This is a genomic window from Clostridioides sp. LIBA-6622, from assembly GCF_056716095.1.
Map to the genome: position 1 here is coordinate 3,893,001 of NZ_CP196998.1, position 16,972 is coordinate 3,909,972.

The window sequence follows — 16,972 nt, forward strand, 5'->3', positions numbered from 1 at the left end:
TACCCTAAAATGTGAAATTTAAAAAGTTATACAATTTCCAATACTTTAGACAAGTTAAAGTCCATATCCCCCTTCTATAATTGATTCAAAAACAAACCTAAATATGAAGAGTAATATGGACTTTATAATTTTGTTGACTACTTATAACTTATAGTTAACTAACTTCTAAAAAATGTAATTAACTTATGTCTCTAATTTTAATATTTATCACATTTTATATAATTTAAGAAAAATATTTCTTTAAGAATTGACCTGTATAAGAACCATCAACTTTAGATACTTCTTTTGGTGTTCCAGTTGCAACTACAGTTCCACCTTTATCTCCACCTTCTGGTCCTAGGTCTATTACATAATCACAAGTCTTTATAACGTCTAAATTATGCTCTATAACTATAATTGTATTTCCTGTATCTGCTAATCTTTGTAATACTTGAATTAGCTTGTCTACATCTGCCATGTGAAGTCCAGTAGTAGGCTCATCTAATATATACAAGGTCTTACCTGTTGGTCTTTTACTAAGTTCGGCAGCTAATTTTATACGTTGTGCTTCTCCTCCTGATAATTGAGTTGAAGGCTGTCCTAATTTTATATATGAAAGTCCTACATCCATTAAAGTATCTAGTTTTCTTTTTATATTTGGTATATTTTCGAAAAATTCAACAGCTTCTTCCACATTCATATCAAGTATATCAGATATAGTTTTATCTTTATATTTTACTTGTAGTGTTTCTCTATTATATCTTTCACCCTTACAAATCTCACAAGGAACATATACATCAGGTAAGAAATGCATTTCTATTTTTATTATTCCATCACCCTTACAAGCTTCACATCTACCGCCTTTTACATTGAAACTAAATCTTCCTTTTTTATAACCTCTTGCCTTAGCTTCATTAGTTGCTGCAAAGATATCTCTTATAAAATCAAATACGCCTGTATAAGTAGCAGGATTTGAACGAGGCGTTCTACCAATTGGGCTTTGGTCTATGTTTATAACTTTATCTATATTTTCAATTCCTTTTATTTCCTTATGTTTACCAGCTCTTTGTTTAAGTCTATTTACTTTACTTGCAACACCTTTGTAAAGTATATCGTTTATCAGTGTACTTTTTCCAGAACCTGAAACACCTGTTATACATGTAAATTTACCTAATGGGAATTTTATATCAATATTTTTTAGATTATTTTCTGATGCTTTAACTATTTCTATAAAATTTCCATTTCCTTCTCTAGTAGTCTCAGGAAGTAATATTTGTTTTTTACCACTTAGATACTGACCTGTTATTGAGTTCTCATTTTCAATTATTTCATCCAAAGTCCCCTGTGCAACTATTTCACCACCATGTATACCTGCACCTGGTCCAATATCTAAAACATAATCAGCTTCTCTCATTGTATCTTCATCATGCTCTACAACAATTAATGTATTTCCTAAGTCTGTTAGGTGTCTAAGGGTACCTATAAGCCTATCATTGTCTCTTTGATGAAGTCCTATACTTGGCTCATCAAGTACATATAAAACTCCAACCAATGCAGAACCTATTTGAGTCGCTAATCTTATACGTTGTGCTTCTCCTCCTGATAGAGTTCCAGCTTTTCTTGATAAATTTAAATAATCAAGACCTACATCTCTTAAGAACATAGCTCTTCCTTTTATCTCTTTTATAATCTCATGAGCTATAAATCTCTGTTTTTCTGTAAGACTTATATTTTCCATAAAGTCAATTAATTCATTTACAGATAAGTTTGTAACTTCCATTATATTTTTTCCATCAACCAAAACAGATAAAACTTCCTTTTTGAGTCTCATCCCTTTACATTTTGGACATGGTCTCTCTGCCATATATTCTTCAATCTTATCTCTCATGTACTCTGAGTTAGTTTCGTTGTATCTTCTCTCTAAATTTACTATTACTCCTTCAAAGTATGACTTATAATTTCTAGTTCCTCCAAATTTTGATTCATAAGTAAACTCTACAATTATATTGTCCTTACCATAAAGTAATTCCTCAACAAAATCTTCTGGTAAATCTTTAAATGGTGTTGTCAAAGATACATTAAAATGTTCTGCTAAGCTTTTTATCATTTTACTATAATAAGTATCATCATTAACACCTGTTGACCCCCATGCTGCAACTGCACCTTGTTTTATTGATAATTCTTTATTTGGTACTACTAATTCTGGGTCAACTTCTTTACTTTCTCCAAGACCATTACAAACATCACAAGCACCAAAAGGAGCATTAAATGAAAACATTCTTGGAGATAATTCTTCTATACCAATTCCATGTTCTGGGCATGCAAATTTAGTTGAAAAAAGAATTTCTTCTCCATCTATTATTTGAGCTATTACAAGTCCATCTGATAACTTAACTGCAGTTTCAATTGAATCTGCTAATCTAGATTCAATTCCATCTTTAATTACTATTCTGTCTACTACAACTTCTATATTATGTTTTTGGTTTTTATTTAGAACTATATCATCACTAACCTCATAGTTTTCGCCATTAACTCTAACTCTTACAAATCCTTCTTTTTTGATATTGTCAAAGACCTTTTTATGTGTACCTTTTTGTCCTCTAACAATTGGTGAAAGTATTTGTAACTTCGTTCTATCTGGAAAATCTAGCATTTTATCAACTATTTCTTGAATAGTCATTTGACTTATTTTTTCACCACATGTAGGGCAGTATACATCTCCTACTCTTGCAAATAATAATCTTAAATAGTCGTATATTTCTGTTACTGTTCCAACAGTAGAACGTGGGTTTTTTGAAGTAGTCTTTTGGTCAATTGATATAGCTGGTGATAAACCCTCAATATATTCTACATTTGGCTTTTCCATTTGACCTAAAAATTGTCTAGCATAGGCTGATAGACTCTCTACATATCTTCTTTGACCTTCTGCATATATTGTATCGAATGCCAAAGAAGACTTTCCAGAACCTGACAACCCAGTAAAAACAATAAATTTGTCTCTTGGTAATTCTAAATCTACATTTTTTAAATTATGTTCTTTTGCCCCTCTTATTATAATTTTATCTTCCATAATTTTGTTTTTACCTCTCTATTTTTCCAATTTTTCTTCTAATTGTTTTACTTTATCTCTAAGTTCTGCTGCTCTCTCAAATTGTAAGTTTTGAGCAGCTTCCATCATCTCTGATTTTAATTTTTCTATATTATCTCTTATTTCATCTTTATCATCTGTGTCAGATATTCCATATACAACTTCTTCCTCTGCTACCTTAGTAGCTTCTATACTATCTCTTATACTTTTCTGTATAGTCTTAGGAGTGATGTTATGTTCTTCATTATATAGATTTTGTATATCTCTTCTTCTCCTTGTTTCATCAATAGCATTTTGCATTGAGTCGGTTATTCTATCTGCGTACATAATTACTCTTCCATTTTCATTTCTCGCTGCACGTCCAATAGTCTGTATTAAAGCTGTTTCGGAACGTAAGAAACCTTCTTTATCAGCATCCAAAATCGCTATAAGTGAAACCTCTGGTATATCTAATCCTTCTCTAAGTAGATTTATTCCTACAAGTACATCAAACTTTCCTAGTCTTAAATCTCTTATTATTTCTGTTCTTTCTAATGTAACTATATCTGAATGCAAATATTTAACTTTTATCCCTATCTCTTTAAGATAATTAGTCAAGTCCTCACTCATTTTTTTAGTTAAAGTAGTTATAAGCACTCTTTCGTTTTTTTCTATATTTTTAGTTATTTCTCCTACCAAATTGTCTATTTGATTATTGATAGGTCTTACTTCTACAATTGGGTCTAAAAGCCCAGTTGGTCTTATTATCTGTTCTGCTATAGTTTCTGAATGTTGAATTTCATAAGGTCCTGGTGTAGCACTTACAAACAACATTTGATTTATATTTCCTTCAAATTCTTGAAAGTTTAATGGTCTATTGTCAAGTGCAGAAGGTAATCTGAATCCATTCTCTATAAGGGATGTCTTTCTAGACCTATCTCCTGCATACATACCTCTTACTTGTGGTATAGTAACATGTGCCTCATCTACAATTATCAAATAATCATCTGGAAAGAAATCCATTAAAGTATATGGCTTTTCTCCTTCTTCTCTACCTGTAATATGTCTTGAGTAGTTCTCTATACCTTGACAAAACCCTATTTCCTTTAGCATTTCTATATCGTACTTAGTTCTTTGTTCAATTCTTTGAGCTTCTAAAAGTCTATCATTTTCCTTAAAAGCTTTTATTTGCTCTTGAAGTTCTTCTTCTATTTCTACAATTGCATTTTCAATTCTTTCTGGTGTTGTTACGTAGTGAGATGCGGGGAATATAACAATGTGGTTTCTAGTGCCAACAATCTTTCCTGTTACATAATCAATCTCTGTTATTCTATCTACCTCATCACCAAAAAACTCTATTCTTATTGCTTTTTCATCGTTACTTGCTGGAAATATCTCTAGTATATCTCCTCTGACTCTAAAGGTACCTCTTGTAAAGTTTATATCATTTCTTTCGTATTGTATCTCTATTAACCTTTTTATTACATCATCTCTGTCTCTTTGCATACCTGGTCTTATAGATAGCATAAGTTCTTTATAATCTTTTGGATCACCCAATCCATATATACAAGATACAGATGATATTATTATAGTATCTCTTCTTTCTAAAATAGATGCTGTAGCAGAATGTCGAAGTTTATCTATTTCATCATTTATGCTTGCATCTTTTTCTATATAAGTGTCACTGTGAGCTACATATGCTTCTGGTTGATAGTAATCATAGTAACTTACAAAATATTCAACTGCATTGTCTGGGAAAAATTCTTTAAACTCACTGTAAAGCTGTGCTGCTAGTGTCTTATTGTGAGCCATTATTAGGGTAGGTTTTTTAACTTGCTGAATGATGTTTGCCATTGTGAATGTTTTTCCTGAACCCGTTACTCCTAATAATGTTGAAAATTTCTCATTTTTATTTATAGAATCCACTATTGATTTAATAGCTTCTGGTTGGTCACCTGTAGGTTTGAAGTCTGATTTTATTTTAAAATCCACGGTATCACTCCTTCTTTCGAACATTAGTTCCTGACATTTATTATTATATCATACCTTTATAAAATTGTTTAAGTTATTTTAAATATTTTACCCATTTAAATTTTACTTAAATCTAAAATATAAAAAAAGACTTCTATCTTTACAATAGAAGTCTATAATATATGGAAAATAAATACTTTCTTCAACTTATATAATAAAATCAAATGCTTCTTTTTCAGCTTCGTCCAACTTTAAATTGAATAACTTTAATATAGTTGCTGCATGTGCTCTCAAATCTCCTGTTTCTATAATCACACCACTTTTAATATTTGGACCAAAAGCTATAAATGGAGGTCTATTACCCTTAGTAGGTAAATGACCATGTGTCGCAACAGCGAATTTATAATCCTTTATATCTGAATCCTTTATAATACTTCCCTCTAAATCATTACCAAATGAAATTCCTTCAATACCTTCAATTACCATTTCGAAATCGCCTTCAAGACCAAGTTCAGATGCTTCCTCTTTGCTAAAAATATTCTCTATAAATAATTCTTCTTTAAATTCCTCAAGTAGCTCTTTTAGCTCGGTTAATCTATCTAAGTTATTTACTATTATTTGAGCTGATATACCAGAAGAATTTACATAAGCATCAAAATGTTTAACTTCTCTATCTTCTACTGTTATAAATCCTCTTGATTTAAGTAAAACATTTAGATTTATAACTTTATCAACTCTAAGATGACCATGGTCTCCAAGTATTATAAAATTTGTATCTTCATATGTACCCGCATCCTTTGTAGCTTGAATTATATCTCCTAACCATTCATCATTCATTTTCAATGCTTTGTCTACTTGCTCATTAAATAAGCCATAATTATGTCTTGTATGGTCCAATGTTGCCAAATGTATCAACATTAAATCTGGCTTATAGTCCTTTATAATATCTACTGCACAGTTTACTCCAAACAAATCCATGTTAGGTTCTAACTTCCAATCAATGTAATGACAATGTTTATTGTAAATACCATCCATTATAACCTTACTAGAGCTTTTTTCAAAAGTCTCTCTTGGGTCATCTTCTCTATTAGGAGCCCATATTTCTGCAATGTTATAGTCTATATTTGGATTTGCCCCCATTACAGGCCATAATACACTAGAGGTAGTTAGATTGTTTTCTTTTGCTACATCTACAATAGTTTTTGTTTTTATGTCCTTTGAATACCAGTACCAATCTTTATTTTCTTTATTTGGGTCAAATTTTTCATTATGATATATACCATGTTTTTTAGGATATACTCCTGTAACCATACTAGTATGGCATGGATATGTTAAAGTAGGATACACACAATTTATATTTTTTACTATAGAACAATTTTCTAATATAGATTTAAAATTTGGTAGATTTTTTACGAATTCTAAGTCTTTTTCAAATAAAGAATCTACTGATAATACTATAACTTTTGTCATTTACATTACCTCTTCATTCATATATTATTAAATACTTTTAATTAACTTACAAGTATACATGATTATTTATTTGTTTTGTCTATTACTGCTTGCATTGCAGAAGTCCCTTTGTTTACTGCATCTTTTGGAGATACATTTAAATCAGTAAGTCCCTTTTTAATCTCATCCATTAGCTTATCAGTTGCTTCTTTATATCCATTTAACATTGGAAGTGCAACAGCATATTGTAATTGGTCAGTTGCGACTTTATATTGAGGTTTCTCTTTATATAGCGTTTGTAATTTTTCTGACTTTGTCGCATCTTCAGTTGTTGGTAAGTACCCTGTTGATGAGCTAAACTGAACTATCTTATCTGTTTGAGTCATCCATTTTATAAACTCTGCACTTGCTTCTTTTTCTTTATCTGTTCCTCCTTCAAGCATAACTAGGTTTGCTCCACCTGTAGGAGTTGCGTATTTTTGATTCTTTGGTAAAAATGCTGTTGATATTTCAAATTTACCTTCTGTTTGTTGCATAAGTCCTGCTAAATCTGCTGTTGATGTAAATATCATACCTACTTTACCATTTACAAAGTCTTGTTTTGCCACATCCCAGGCATTATAGTCTTCACCAGGAGGCATTTTCATTATTCCATCTTTCATCATATCTTGCCAGAATTTAACTGGTGCTTGTCCTGCTTCATTATTAAATGCTACTTTTTTACCATTAGTTATTTCTCCTCCACTTTGCATTACCATAGCTTCATAGAACCAAATATCTATTGGTGTTTCAAAACCATAAGTATCTTCCAATTTATTTGTCATCTTACTAGCATAATCTTTAAGTTCTTCCCATGACTTTGGACCTGAAGGGTCAAGACTTGCTTTAGTTGCCATATCTTTATTTATGTATAATATTGGGGTACTTCTATTAAATGGCATCCCAACAAATTTGTTTTCATAATAAGAATTTGTTAAAAGACCAGAAAAAAATCTTTCTTGGTATGTTTTATCGAAATACTTGCTCATATCCACTAAAGCTCCTGCTGATGCGAATGTACCTGTTTGAGTTATTTCTAATAATGTTACATCTGGTTGGTCTTTAGAAGTTAAAGCTGCTTGTAATTTTGTTGCATTTTCATAGTAATCTTTCTGTTTTAGCATATTTACTTGTACATCTTTATGCTCACTATTAAACTGGTCAACCATTTTTTGTGCAGTTTCACCATTAGTACCGCCTAAAGGAGCCCAGAAATCTATCTTTGTAATATTGCTATCAGTCTTTTCTCCTTTAGATGTATTTGAATCATTAGAATTTGAACACCCAACTAAAGAACCTAATAATAATGTTATTGCTAATCCTGTTGCTAATTTTCTTTTAAGCTTCATTTTCATCCTCCAAATTTAGTCTTTAATTTTTTATTTTATTCCTGAATACATAAAAGCTTCTTTTACCTTTTTATTTGCAAATATATATACAAGAATTATTGGTAAAATTAGAATTATATTTCCTGCCATTATTACATTCCATGCAGTAATCCCTTCTGAAGATTTAAGAAGTGCTACTCCTATAGGTAAAGTTCTTATAGCATCTGTATTTGTCATTACTAGAGGCCAGAAGTAGTTATTCCAATGATATATAAAATTGAATAATATAAATGTTATTACTGCTGGTTTTGCCATAGGAACCATTATCTTAAACATTATTTTTAAATCAGAAGCATTATCTAGTTTAGCTGCTTCAATAATCTCATCTGAAATCTGCATAAAATTTTGTCTAAGTAGAAATATACCAAATGAAGATGTCATAAATGGAATTATAAGTGGAACATATGTATTTATAAATCCAAACTTACTCATCATCATATATACTGGTAAAAAAGTCACCTGTGGTGGAATCATTAGACCTATAAGCAAAAGCCCAAATAATACTTTTTCGCCTTTAAATTTAATTTTAGAAAATGCATATGCTGCTGGAACCATCACTAAAAACTGTATAACTAAAACACTTCCTGTTACAAACACACTGTTTAGTAAATATCTAAAAAATGGACCTGAGTTCCATGCTGTACTATAATTTTCTAACACTATATCATTTGGTATTATAGTAGGTGGTAATTGCATCATTTCTTGTGGATTTTTAAAAGATGTAGATAACATCCATATAAAAGGGAATATAAATACTGCAGATAAAAGTAATAAAATTAATACTTCTATTGATTTTGATGCTATTTTTTTTATATCAACTTTGTCTTTTTTGATAGGTTGTATAATATCCATTTTATCCTCCTTCTTGATAGGCCTTATACTGTCTTTTTTTATTTATTGATAGTGAACTTTCTTTGACAATAATCTGAAATTAGCATATGTAGCAATCATAACTATAGCTAGTAAAAACATGCTTGCCGCACTTGCTTGTCCTATATCATAATATATAAATCCAGACTCATATATATAATAAGATAACATGTTAGTTGAACCTAATGGTCCACCTTGTGTCATTATACTTATCTCATCAAATACTTGAAATGATGCAGTTGTTGTTGTTATCATAAGAAAAAATATTGTTGGTGACAGTAATGGTAATGTCACTTTAAAGAAATTAGTTATCTTGTTTGCATTATCTAGTTTAGATGCCTCATATATATAGTTTGGTATGGATTTGAGACCTGACAACACGATTAAAATATTATACCCAAGAGTTTTCCATATTCCTATTAGAATCAATGACATTAAAGCTGAACTTTCACTTGAAAGCCATTTTGATGTTGGTAAATGTAATGTTGACAGTATCCAGTTTAAAAAACCATACTGTGGCTCCATAATCCAAAGCCACAATACAGCTACAGATACTAGTGAAATTACATGTGGTGTAAAGATTATACTTTGCGTCAAATTGTGTATTATAGAGTTTTTATTTAACCAAACAGCAAGTACTATAGCTAATGAAATAGATATAACTACCATAAAAAAAGTATAAATTGCTGTATTAGTTATAGTTTGTATAAATTCTGGATTCTTTAAAAGTTCTGTATAGTTGTTTAATCCTACATTTTCAAAAGTCGAGCTAAGAAGGCTACCTGATTTAAAGCTTAGAGATATTGTCTTGATTATTGGATATACTATAAACAAAAGAGTTCCTATAATAGCAGGTGTTATATATAAATATGCTTTGTTAAATCGCTTTTTCATAAATATCTCCTTTGATTTTAGAATACATATTTTTACATTTTTTTAAATCTTCTATTCTTTCTCCATCTTTGTCAAAATAATATAAATCTTTTTCTAACACACTTATTCTTAAGGTTCTTCCAATATCAAATATATCATTTTCTGTTTTAACTCTTATCTCACTATCAAGAACAGATAAACAGTATATAGTTTCATTTCCCAAGACTTCTTTAGTAACTACTTTTCCAAACAAGCTAAATACACCATCATTTTTTCCATCTATATTTATACTCTCTAGTGTTGCTTTTTCTGGTCTAAATCCAAACTTAACATCATTTTTGATATTTAATATATTCATACAAGGATTTCCAATAAACTGGGCTACAAATAAATTTTTAGGATTTTGATATATTTTCTTTGGGGAACCTATTTGCATTATCTTACCTTTGTTCATTATCACTATCTTATCCGCCATTGACATTGCCTCAACTTGGTCATGAGTTACATAAACAAATGTAGATTTTAATTTTTGATGTAATTGTATTAATTCTGTTCTCATTTGATTTCTTAATTTAGCATCTAAATTCGATAATGGTTCATCCATTAAAAATACCTTTGGATTTTTAACCATCGCTCTAGCAAGTGCTACTCTTTGTCTTTGACCTCCAGATAGATTACCTGGTTTCACATTTAAATATTCTTGTAATCCTACCACATCAATAACTTCTGTTATAAGCTCTTCTCTTTTTCCCTTAGATACTTTCTTATTCTTAAGACCAAATTCTATATTTTCTTTGACAGTCATATGTGGATATAATGCATAGTTCTGAAATACCATAGCTATATCTCTTTTACTGGCATCTGTCTTTGTTACATCATTTTCTTCAATTTTTAATTTACCTGAAGTTATATCTTCAAGGCCTGCAATCATTCTTAGTGTAGTAGATTTACCACAGCCACTTGGGCCTACCAACACTGTAAAAGAACCGTCTTCTATAGTAAGATTTAAGTTTTCTATAACAGGATTTTTTTTATTATAAGATTTTGTGACATTTTCTAGTCTTATATCTGCCATTTTTTATCCTCCTAAAATATTTGATTTTATTTTATGATTTACTTATAGATTAATAATACTCTTAATTTGTAAAGGGTATATTAAGACAAAGTGAATATATAGTAAACTTATTAAAATGAAGGTTAAATTGTAAACATTTTTTGTTAAATATACTAAAGTTAAATAAATATGCTATTTATATTATTTATAACTTTCTATAGTTTCTATATTTAGTGTTTAGTATAACAATATAATTCTAATTTACAGAATGATATATAAGACTTTTTATTTTTATGAGATTAGAGTTGAAAATAAAAGAAAATAAAAAAGACCTCTATGGGGGATAGAGGCCTTTAAGTGGGGGAGATTGAGTAATTTATTTTTGCTATATTAAGTTTTACAATTATATTATGTCCCAAATTTGCAGTGTCTAAACATAAAAAACAAAACTTTTTTTAATTTTAATAAATTTACTCAAAAAAAAATTACGTGGCTACGTCCTACTCTCCCAGGCAGTTTCCCACCAAGTACCATCAGCGCTAGAGAGCTTAACTTCTGTGTTCGGAATGGGAACAGGTGTATCCTCTCTGCTATTGTAACCACATAATCTTTATGCTTAATATCTCTATTAAGTTTTTAGAATCTAGTAATACTAGTTTCTTTAGAGTTAACACTCTAAAAACTGCACATATATTTTACTGAATGAACATCAAATAATTTGGTCAAGTCCTCGACCTATTAGTATCGATAAGCTAAATACATTGCTGCACTTACACCTTCGACCTATCAACCAGATAGTCTTTCTGGGGTCTTACCCTTGCGGTGGGAAATCTTATCTTGAAGTCGGCTTCGCGCTTAGATGCTTTCAGCGCTTATCCATTCCGTACATAGCTACCCAGCCATGCCCTTGGCAGAACAACTGGTACACCAGAGGTACGTCCATCCCGGTCCTCTCGTACTAAGGACAGGTCTTCTCAAATTTCCTACGCCTGCGACGGATAGGGACCGAACTGTCTCACGACGTTCTGAACCCAGCTCGCGTACCACTTTAATGGGCGAACAGCCCAACCCTTGGGACCTACTACAGCCCCAGGATGTGATGAGCCGACATCGAGGTGCCAAACCTCCCCGTCGATGTGGACTCTTGGGGGAGATAAGCCTGTTATCCCCAGGGTAGCTTTTATCCGTTGAGCGATGGCCCTTCCACGCAGAACCACCGGATCACTAAGTCCGATTTTCATCCTTGCTCGACCTGTATGTCTTGCAATCAAGCTCTCTTTTGCCTTTACACTCTACGTACGATTTCCGACCGTACTGAGAGAACCTTTGAGCGCCTCCGTTACCTTTTGGGAGGCGACCGCCCCAGTCAAACTGCCCACCTGACAGTGTCCCAAGACCAGATTCATGGCCTATGGTTAGAGTCCCAGTACTACAAGGGTGGTATCCCAAGGATGGCTCCGCCAAAACTGGCGTCCTGGTTTCAAAGCCTCCCACCTATCCTGTACATGTAGTACCAAGACCCAATGTCAAGCTACAGTAAAGCTCCATGGGGTCTTTCCGTCCTGTCGCAGGTATCCGGCATCTTCACCGGAATTACAATTTCACCGAGTCTGTTGTTGAGACAGTGCCCAAATCGTTACGCCTTTCGTGCGGGTCGGAACTTACCCGACAAGGAATTTCGCTACCTTAGGACCGTTATAGTTACGGCCGCCGTTTACTGGGGCTTAAGTTCACTGCTTCGATTGCTCTAACAGATCCCCTTAACCTTCCAGCACCGGGCAGGCGTCAGCTCCTATACATCGTCTTGCGACTTAGCAGAAACCTATGTTTTTGGTAAACAGTCGCTTGGGCCTATTCTCTGCGGCCACCAGATGGTGGCACCCCTTATCCCTAAGTTACGGGGTCATTTTGCCGAGTTCCTTAACAACAGTTCTCTCGCGGGCCTTAGGATACTCTCCTCACCCACCTGTGTCGGTTTGCGGTACGGGTACCTTTAACCTCGATAGAGACTTTTCTTGACAGTGTGAAATCAGCTACTTCGCTACTAAATTTCGCTCCCCATCACATCCCAGCATTATCAAAGCGGATTTACCTACTCTGACTGCCTCAATGCTTGGGCACACATAACCAACAGTGTGCTTAGCTTATCCTACTGTGTCATCCCATCTCTCAAACGGTTATCGGTAGTACAGGAATATCAACCTGTTGTCCATCACCTACGCCTTTCGGCCTCAGCTTAGGTCCCGACTAACCCAGGGCGGACGAACCTTCCCCTGGAAACCTTGGGTTTACGGCCTGTGGGATTCTCACCCACATCTCGCTACTCATGCCAACATTCTCACTCCCATACTGTCCACATGTCCTTACGGTCATGCTTCAACCCGTATGGGAAGCTCCCCTACCCATCATAATGATGCCGTAGCTTCGGTAGTAAGTTTTAGCCCCGGAAATCTTCGGCGCAGGATCACTCGACCAGTGAGCTATTACGCACTCTTTGAATGAGTGGCTGCTTCTAAGCCAACATCCTGGTTGTCTGTGCAATCCCACATCCTTTACCACTTAACTTACATTTAGGGACCTTAGCTGACGATCTGGGCTGTTGCCCTTTCGACTATGAATCTTATCACCCACAGTCTGACTCCCAAGTATAAGATGACGGCATTCGGAGTTTGATAGTCTTCGGTAGGTGCAATACCCCCTAGGACATTCAGTGCTCTACCTCCGTATCTCTCACCTTGAGGCTAGCCCTAAAGCTATTTCGGGGAGAACCAGCTATCTCCGGGCTCGATTGGAATTTCACTGCTACCCACAAGTCATCCCCGAGCTTTTCAACGCTCGTGGGTTCGGACCTCCACGAAATTTTACTTTCGCTTCATCCTGCTCATGGGTAGGTCGCCCGGTTTCGGGTCTACGTCAAGTAACTGAACGCTCAGTTAAAACTCGCTTTCGCTACGGCTCCACACCTTAAGTGCTTAACCTTGCTACTTAACGTAACTCGTTGGCCCGTTCTACAAAAAGTACGCGGTCACACAAGAAATGTGCTTCCACAGCTTGTAAGTGCAGGGTTTCAGGTTCTATTTCACTCCCCTCCCGGGGTTCTTTTCACCTTTCCCTCACGGTACTATACGCTATCGGTCACTAGGTAGTATTTAGCCTTGGAGGGTGGTCCCTCCTGCTTCCCACAGGGTTTCACGTGTCCCGTGGTACTCTGGATCATATCTAAAGTCTTCTCGTTTAACATACAGGACTATTACCTTCTGTGGTGGGTCTTTCCAAACCTCTTCAATTACGATACCTCTTCGTTATGATATGTCCGCAACCCCAATAAAGAAAACTTTATTGGTTTGGGCTCTTCCGCGTTCGCTCGCCGCTACTTACGAAATCGAATTTCTTTCTCTTCCTTCAGGTACTTAGATGTTTCAGTTCCCTGAGTTCCCCTCATTAAGCTATGAATTCACTTAATGATACTTAGACATTACTCTAAGTGAGTTTCCTCATTCGGAAATCTTCGGATCAAAGTTTACGTGCAACTCCCCGAAGCTTATCGCAGCTTATCGCGTCCTTCATCGGCTCCTAGTGCCAAGGCATCCGCCCTGCACCCTTAATAACTTGACCAGTTAAAAAGGTTTGATAGATTAAAGTCTATCAACTTGATAATTTTAAAAAGTTATCAGCTTTATATATTACAAATTAGATGTCATATCACTAAATATATATGCAGTTTTTAAGGTGCTAACGCACATCTTCAACAAACAAACTTCACATTGGTTTAGTTTATTTGGTTGATTCAAGTGCTAATTTTGAGTATTCGTAAAAACGAACCCTCAAAATTAAACAGTAGGCAATTCTCCTTAGAAAGGAGGTGATCCAGCCGCACCTTCCGATACGGCTACCTTGTTACGACTTCACCCCAGTTATTGATTCCACCTTCGACGACTTCTTCCAAAAGGTTAGATAATCGGCTTCGGGCGTCTCCAACTCCCGTGGTGTGACGGGCGGTGTGTACAAGACCCGGGAACGCATTCACCGCAGCATTCTGATCTGCGATTACTAGTAACTCCAGCTTCATGTAGGCGAGTTTCAGCCTACAATCCGAACTGAGAGTAGCTTTAAGGGATTAGCTCCACCTTACGGCTTGGCAACCCTCTGTACTACCCATTGTAGCACGTGTGTAGCCCTAAGCATAAGGGGCATGATGATTTGACGTCATCCCCACCTTCCTCCAGGTTATCCCTGGCAGTCTCTCTAGAGTGCCCAACTTAATGATGGCAACTAAAGACAAGGGTTGCGCTCGTTGCGGGACTTAACCCAACATCTCACGACACGAGCTGACGACAACCATGCACCACCTGTCACCAATGTCCCCGAAGGGAACTCTCCGATTAAGGAGATGTCATTGGGATGTCAAGCTTAGGTAAGGTTCTTCGCGTTGCTTCGAATTAAACCACATGCTCCGCTACTTGTGCGGGTCCCCGTCAATTCCTTTGAGTTTCACTCTTGCGAGCGTACTTCCCAGGCGGAGTACTTAATGCGTTAGCTGCGGCACCGAGGGGGGTAACCCCCAACACCTAGTACTCATCGTTTACAGCGTGGACTACCAGGGTATCTAATCCTGTTTGCTCCCCACGCTTTCGTGCCTCAGCGTCAGTTACAGTCCAGAGAGCCGCCTTCGCAACTGGTGTTCCTCCTAATATCTACGCATTTCACCGCTACACTAGGAATTCCACTCTCCTCTCCTGCACTCAAGTCTCCCAGTTTCAAGAGCTTACTACGGTTGAGCCGTAGCCTTTCACTCCTGACTTGAAAGACCGCCTACGCACCCTTTACGCCCAGTAAATCCGGATAACGCTAGCCCCCTACGTATTACCGCGGCTGCTGGCACGTAGTTAGCCGGGGCTTCCTCCTCAAGTACCGTCATTATCTTCCTTGAGGACAGAGTTTTACGACCCGAAGGCCTTCATCACTCACGCGGCGTTGCTGCATCAGGCTTTCGCCCATTGTGCAATATTCCCCACTGCTGCCTCCCGTAGGAGTTTGGACCGTGTCTCAGTTCCAATGTGGCCGATCACCCTCTCAGGTCGGCTACTGATCGTCGCCTTGGTAAGCCGTTACCTTACCAACTAGCTAATCAGACGCGGGTCCATCCTGTACTGGCTCACCTTTGATATTTAAGAGATGCCTCTCAAATATGTTATCCCGTATTAGCATACCTTTCGGTATGTTATCCGTGTGTACAGGGTAGGTTACCCACGCGTTACTCACCCGTCCGCCGCTCTTTACCGAAGTAAATCGCTCAACTTGCATGTGTTAGGCACGCCGCCAGCGTTCATCCTGAGCCAGGATCAAACTCTCAAATAAAAGTTTATCAGGCTCAGATACTATTGTTATCAAAATATCTGGCTTTATGGTTTGTTTCTTGTTTTATAAATTAACCTACTGTTTAATTTTCAAAGTTCATTTTTCATGTTTGCCCTTTTCTTAAGGACAAGTAATACTATATCACCTTAAAAATAATCCGTCAACACCTTTTCAATATTTTTTATTTTATTTTTTAGACATCAAGTTTCTTTAACTCTTCTAAATCGAGTGTTATCAACATGTTAAGTATATTTTTTCTTTTACTTTTATCTTCATATTTTTCTATAACTTTTTTTCTAATATCGCCTAATACATTTAAATATTCCTCATACTCTTCAGTATATATATCTTCAAGTTCCTTTTTTATCTTTGATGATAGTGAAGGACTCTTGCCTCCAGTAGATATACTTATAAGTAAATCGCCTCTTTTTATATATGATGGGACAGTAAAATTTGATACCTCTACATTATCAACAACATTTACCAACTTATTTTCCTCTCTACAATATAATCCTATTTCCATATTCAATTCTCTATTATTTGTTGCAGCAATTATTACAGAGGCATTTTTTATATACATTTCTTTGTAATCATCTTTTATTATCTTTATATCGCCTTCCAAATCATAAAACTTATTTAAAATTTGTTTAGAAACTATAGTAACACTTTTATTGAAATTTAAAAGATTTTTACATTTCCTATATGCAACTTCTCCTCCACCGATTATAACTACATCTAAATCATCTAATTCTAAATTAATAGGATATAGCATTTTATACCTCCGAAATTTATTTAATTACATAAATAAAGTATAGAAATTATAAATTAGTATCTATTCTTATTTGATGAAACTCTAAATAAAAACACTCTAAAATATCTAATTACAATTCCTATACTTTTTAAAATTATTTTTCTTTCTAAAAT

Annotated in this window: 8 protein-coding genes and 3 rRNA genes; all 11 read right to left on the reverse strand. The window is 34.9% G+C overall.

What is annotated here, in order from left to right; genetic code table 11:
* Window positions 1-223: 223 nt before the first annotated feature.
* Window positions 224-3,049 carry an excinuclease ABC subunit UvrA gene (uvrA, locus tag ACTG47_RS18135; RefSeq protein ID WP_479925590.1) on the reverse strand — a complete coding sequence of 942 codons (2,826 nt, stop codon included), beginning with the start codon at window positions 3,047-3,049 and terminating at the stop codon, window positions 224-226.
* Window positions 3,050-3,067: 18 nt separating this feature from the next.
* Complete coding sequence (gene uvrB, locus ACTG47_RS18140; protein WP_479925591.1) at window positions 3,068-5,062, reverse strand: excinuclease ABC subunit UvrB; 1,995 nt, start codon at window positions 5,060-5,062, stop codon at window positions 3,068-3,070.
* Window positions 5,063-5,224: 162 nt separating this feature from the next.
* Complete coding sequence (locus ACTG47_RS18145; protein ID WP_479925592.1) at window positions 5,225-6,487, reverse strand: alkaline phosphatase family protein; 1,263 nt, start codon at window positions 6,485-6,487, stop codon at window positions 5,225-5,227.
* Between the two features lie 62 nt (window positions 6,488-6,549).
* Window positions 6,550-7,854, reverse strand: a complete 1,305-nt coding sequence (locus ACTG47_RS18150; RefSeq protein WP_479925593.1) for an ABC transporter substrate-binding protein — start codon at window positions 7,852-7,854, stop codon at window positions 6,550-6,552.
* A gap of 30 nt (window positions 7,855-7,884) precedes the next feature.
* Entirely contained in the window at window positions 7,885-8,745 is an 861-nt protein-coding gene (locus tag ACTG47_RS18155; protein WP_479925594.1) for a carbohydrate ABC transporter permease, read from the reverse strand.
* A gap of 42 nt (window positions 8,746-8,787) precedes the next feature.
* Window positions 8,788-9,657, reverse strand: a complete 870-nt coding sequence (locus ACTG47_RS18160; RefSeq protein WP_054271860.1) for a carbohydrate ABC transporter permease — start codon at window positions 9,655-9,657, stop codon at window positions 8,788-8,790.
* A complete protein-coding gene (locus tag ACTG47_RS18165) occupies window positions 9,641-10,711 on the reverse strand; it encodes an ABC transporter ATP-binding protein (protein WP_479925595.1) in 1,071 nt (356 codons plus the stop codon). The genes ACTG47_RS18160 and ACTG47_RS18165 overlap by 17 nt, the downstream gene beginning before the upstream one ends.
* A 466-nt stretch (window positions 10,712-11,177) precedes the next feature.
* Window positions 11,178-11,294 (reverse strand): 5S ribosomal RNA (rrf, locus tag ACTG47_RS18170).
* A 114-nt stretch (window positions 11,295-11,408) separates the two neighbouring features.
* A 23S ribosomal RNA gene (locus ACTG47_RS18175) occupies window positions 11,409-14,305 on the reverse strand.
* Window positions 14,306-14,545: 240 nt separating this feature from the next.
* Window positions 14,546-16,048: ribosomal RNA gene (locus ACTG47_RS18180) — 16S ribosomal RNA — on the reverse strand.
* Together the 16S, 23S and 5S rRNA genes form the textbook arrangement of a ribosomal RNA operon.
* A 193-nt stretch (window positions 16,049-16,241) precedes the next feature.
* Window positions 16,242-16,820 (reverse strand): precorrin-2 dehydrogenase/sirohydrochlorin ferrochelatase family protein, encoded by a 579-nt coding sequence (locus ACTG47_RS18185; RefSeq protein WP_169470261.1) that lies wholly within the window; start codon window positions 16,818-16,820, stop codon window positions 16,242-16,244.
* Between the last annotated feature and the right edge of the window lie 152 nt (window positions 16,821-16,972).

Bases quoted from the DNA above. Each gene is read 5' to 3' on its own strand.
- uvrA (WP_479925590.1), bottom strand. From the start codon at position 3,049: ATGGAAGATAAAATTATAATAAGAGGGGCAAAAGAACATAATTTAAAA.
- uvrB (WP_479925591.1), bottom strand. From the start codon at position 5,062: ATGTTCGAAAGAAGGAGTGATACCGTGGATTTTAAAATAAAATCAGAC.
- ACTG47_RS18145 (WP_479925592.1), bottom strand. From the start codon at position 6,487: ATGACAAAAGTTATAGTATTATCAGTAGATTCTTTATTTGAAAAAGAC.
- ACTG47_RS18150 (WP_479925593.1), bottom strand. From the start codon at position 7,854: ATGAAGCTTAAAAGAAAATTAGCAACAGGATTAGCAATAACATTATTA.
- ACTG47_RS18155 (WP_479925594.1), bottom strand. From the start codon at position 8,745: ATGGATATTATACAACCTATCAAAAAAGACAAAGTTGATATAAAAAAA.
- ACTG47_RS18160 (WP_054271860.1), bottom strand. From the start codon at position 9,657: ATGAAAAAGCGATTTAACAAAGCATATTTATATATAACACCTGCTATT.
- ACTG47_RS18165 (WP_479925595.1), bottom strand. From the start codon at position 10,711: ATGGCAGATATAAGACTAGAAAATGTCACAAAATCTTATAATAAAAAA.
- ACTG47_RS18185 (WP_169470261.1), bottom strand. From the start codon at position 16,820: ATGCTATATCCTATTAATTTAGAATTAGATGATTTAGATGTAGTTATA.